General features: G+C 70.6%; 4 protein-coding genes. 2 read left to right on the top strand and 2 right to left on the bottom strand.

The annotated features are described in order from the left end of the window. Nucleotides 1-2: 2 nt before the first annotated feature. Both VGD44_RS22620 and VGD44_RS22625 read right to left on the bottom strand, forming a co-directional pair. Nucleotides 3-617 (bottom strand): DUF6644 family protein, encoded by a 615-nt coding sequence (locus tag VGD44_RS22620; protein ID WP_331090643.1) that lies wholly within the window; start codon nucleotides 615-617, stop codon nucleotides 3-5. A 132-nt stretch (nucleotides 618-749) separates the two neighbouring features. Continuing rightward, the gene (locus VGD44_RS22625; protein ID WP_331090644.1) at nucleotides 750-1271 is read right to left on the bottom strand and encodes a CinA family protein; all 522 of its coding nucleotides are present in this window, start codon (nucleotides 1269-1271) and stop codon (nucleotides 750-752) included. Between the two features lie 72 nt (nucleotides 1272-1343). Between VGD44_RS22625 and VGD44_RS22630 the strand changes: the two genes are divergently transcribed. Then, the gene (locus VGD44_RS22630; RefSeq protein ID WP_331090645.1) at nucleotides 1344-2366 is read left to right on the top strand and encodes an FAD-dependent oxidoreductase; all 1023 of its coding nucleotides are present in this window, start codon (nucleotides 1344-1346) and stop codon (nucleotides 2364-2366) included. Further along, on the top strand, nucleotides 2363-3532 hold the full coding sequence (locus tag VGD44_RS22635) for an acyl-CoA dehydrogenase family protein (protein WP_331090646.1): 1170 nt from the start codon (nucleotides 2363-2365) through the stop codon (nucleotides 3530-3532). Before VGD44_RS22630 ends, VGD44_RS22635 begins: the two co-directional genes overlap by 4 nt. Nucleotides 3533-3619: the final 87 nt, after the last annotated feature.

Below are 3619 nucleotides of genomic sequence, written 5' to 3' on the forward strand. Positions count from 1 at the left end.
GATCATTGGGTCACCTCCGAGAGGTCGATCGCGCCCCGTTCGGAGATGGCGCACTCCTGGGCGAAGTTGGCCCAGTGGGGGAGCGGCTTGCCGCACTCGTACCAGTCGTAGGCGATGAACCGGCCGACGGTGATCACCGCCACCCAGGCCAGGATGGAGACCGCCGCGGAGATTCGCGCCTTGGCCGGCGTCGCGGGCGCAGTGTCCCATTCGTCGCGGTTGTTCTGCACCTTGAAGTGGAAGATGAAGATGTTGATGACCGCGATCGCCAGGAAGATCAACTTCAGGCGGAACCACAGATTGTGGTAATAAAGCAATGGCTTGGCGTAGAAGAGCGCCACGCCGGTCACGATCATCAGCACGAAACCGAAGACGGTCAGCGGCAGCACGCGGTCGCTGATCACCGACACGGGCGTCTTCTTGAAGCCTATGCCCAGCAGCCGGATGTCCACCAGGAAGATGGTGCCGGCGAACAGCATCAGCGACAGGACGTGGGTGCCTTCAAGCAGTCCCCAGACGTTGAGCGTGCTGGCGAGCGCCTCGCTCCAGGACGGATCGTACTCGCCGGGACCTTTCCCGACCTTTGTGGCGAGCCACACGAGGACGTCGCGGATCAAAGAGCTGCTCCCCCCAAAACCGTACCGGGCCTTCTAGAGCCTCCGCCGTACCTGTCCATTGCGGATTGCGTCACGCCCGAAACACCGGTCGGCGAAGGCTAGAGGCGCCCGCGCGGCTCCGCAATCGGGGTGTCAGGCGGCGCGGTCGAGCGCCGACAGGCCTTCGTGGAGCAGGGCCAGCGCCACCCGTAGCGCGCTGAGCCGCACTTCGGCGCGGCCGACGTCGCCGAAGCACTCGACGCGGTGCCGGGTCGCGCCGCCGCGGCGGGCGCAGCCGAAGTGGACGAGGCCGGCGGGCTGGCCCGGCGCGCCCTCGGTGAAGCCGGTGATCGAGACGGCCACGTCGGCGCGGGAGTTGTCGAGCGCGCCTACTGCCATGGCGCGCGCGCAGGGCTCGGACACCGCGCCGACCTCGCGTATCAGGACCAGCGGAACGCCCAGGAGCTCGTTCTTCGCCTCGTCGGTGTAGGTGACGAAGCCGCGCTCAAAGGCGTGCGACTTGCCGGGGATGTCGGTGAGCAGCGACGCCAGCAGGCCGCCCGTGCAGCTCTCGGCGGCGGCGAGGCGCAGTTCGCGGTCGCAGGCCAAGGCCAGGACCGTCTCGGCCAGCTGGTCGATGTCGTCGGGCAGCGGCGGGGCGAGGGCTTCGGCCATCCCGTACGAACCCCGTGGCAAAGCCTGGGTTCCGGCTCTTGATTTTCGCCGGCTCACCGGGTCGTTAGACGCATGAGCGCAAGCCCCCGAGTCACCGTCGCCGGCGCCGGCGTGCTGGGTCTTTCGACCGCGCTGGCCCTGGCCGATGCGGGCGCGCAGGTGGTGGTGGTCGATCCGGGCGGACCCAATGCATCCAGCGTGGCCGCCGGCATGATCGCGCCGGTGTTCGAGGCGGTTCTGGACGAGACGGCGCGGCCGCACCTGGACCTGCTGGTCGCCGCGCGAGACCTCTGGCCGGCGCTGGCCGAGCGGGCGGGAATTGCGCTGGACCGGACGGGGGCGTTAGCGGTGGGTCGCGACGCGTGGCTGGACGAGGTCGCCGCCCGCTTCGCGCGGCTGTACGAACGGGCGACGGAGATCGGGGGGGCGACGGCGCGGGGCCTCGCACCTGGCCTGTCGGACGCCTTCGAACGCGCGCTGCTGACCCGCGAGGACTGGCGGGTGGACGCCCCCGCGGCGCTGGGTGCGCTGGCGGCGGCGGCCCAGGGCGCGGGCGTCACCTTCCTGCCGAAGATCATGCGCGGCCGCGGCGAGGCCGACGTGCTGGTGATCGCGACCGGCGCGGCGGAAGGCCTGGCCGACGTCGCGCCCGAGCTTGCGGCGCTGTCGCCGATCAAGGGCCACATCGTGCGGGTCGCCGGGCCGTCGGCGGGCGCGGTGGTGCGGAGCGAAGGTGTCTACGCCGTGCCGGGGTCGGGGATGGTCTTCGGCGCGACCATGGAGCCCGGCCGGGGCGATGCCGCCGTGGACGAGGAGGCGGCCGCGCCGCTGATCGCGGCGGGGCTGAAGTTGTTCCCGGGCTTGGCGGGCGGGCTGGTGCAGGTTGGCGCAGGCGTGCGGGCGGCGACGCCGGACGGGCTGCCGATGGCCGGGCCGGGCGTTGCGAAGGACGTGATGCTGGCGGTGGGCGCGCGGCGCAACGGCTGGCTGCTGGCGCCGATGGTGGCGCAGGTGGTCGCCGCTTGCGTGACGGGACGTGATCCCGGCCCCCATGCGGCGCGGCTGGATCCGGGCCGGTTCGGGGGAAGTAAATGAGCGGTTTCTGGTTCTCGGACGAGCAGCAGGCGATCCGAGACGCGGTCGACCGCCTCTGCGAGCGCTTCGACGCCGACTACTGGCGCAGGACGGACGAGAGCGGCGAGTTCCCCGAGGCGTTCGTCGCCGCCATGGCCGAGGCCGGCTGGCTGGGCGTGGCGATGCCCACCGAGCTGGGCGGGTCGGGCCTGGGGCTGACCGAAGCGGCGATCGTCATGCAGGCGGTGGCCGAGAGCGGCGCGGGCTTCTCGGGCGCCAGCGCGATGCACCTGAACATCTTCGGCCTGATGCCGGTGGTGAAGTTCGGGAGCGACGAGCAGCGGAAAAGGGCCATCCCGCGGATCATCTCCGGCCAGGACAAGACCTGCTTCGCCGTCACCGAGCCGGACGCGGGGCTGGACACCACCAGCCTGACGACGCGGGCCGTGCGCACGAACGACGGCTACGTCATCCGCGGCCGGAAGATGTGGACGACCAACGCCCAGCGCGCGACCAAGATGCTGATCATCGCGCGGACCACGCCCAAGGAGGAGGCGCGGCGGCCGACCGAGGGCTTGTCGCTCTTCTACACCGACTTCGACCGCAGCCGGATCGAGGCCACGCCGATTCCGAAGATGGGGCGGAAAGCCGTTGAATCCAATGCCGTTTTCATCGACGACCTGCACGTGCCGACCGAGGATCTGGTCGGTGAGGAAGGCAGGGGCTTCTACTATCTACTGGAGGGGCTGAACCCCGAACGCGTGCTGATCGGGGCCGAGGCCGTGGGCCTGGGCCGGGCGGCGCTGAAGCGGGCGGCGGGCTATGCGAAGGAGCGGGTCGTGTTTGGCCGGCCGATCGGCCAGAACCAGGGCGTGGCGCATCCGCTGGCCAAGGCCTGGGCAGAGCTCGAAGCGGCGAACCTGATGGCCTTCAAGGGCGCCGCCCTCTACGACGCCGGGCGCGAGTGCGGGGCCGAGGCCAATGCGGCGAAGTACCTAGGCGGCGAAGCGGGCTTCCGGGCGTGCGAGGCGGCGGTGCTGGCGCACGGCGGCATGGGCTACGCCAAGGAGTTCCACGTCGAGCGCTACTTCCGCGAGGCGATGATCGCCCGCATTGCGCCGGTCAGCCGCGAGATGATCCTGAACTACATCGCCGAACGGGTTCTGGGCCTGCCGAAGAGCTACTGAGGCAGACCCAGCCTGACACCCCCGTCAGTCGAGGTTGAAGCGGATCGGGATCGTCACCTGGCCGCCTTCGACCGGGCGGCCGTCGAC

The sequence above is a fragment of the Phenylobacterium sp. genome (assembly GCF_036402295.1).
GTDB lineage: Bacteria > Pseudomonadota > Alphaproteobacteria > Caulobacterales > Caulobacteraceae > Phenylobacterium.

Coding starts and splice junctions, on each gene's coding strand:
- VGD44_RS22625 (WP_331090644.1), bottom strand. CDS start 1,271: ATGGCCGAAGCCCTCGCCCCGCCGCTGCCCGACGACATCGACCAGCTG.
- VGD44_RS22630 (WP_331090645.1), top strand. CDS start 1,344: ATGAGCGCAAGCCCCCGAGTCACCGTCGCCGGCGCCGGCGTGCTGGGT.
- VGD44_RS22635 (WP_331090646.1), top strand. CDS start 2,363: ATGAGCGGTTTCTGGTTCTCGGACGAGCAGCAGGCGATCCGAGACGCG.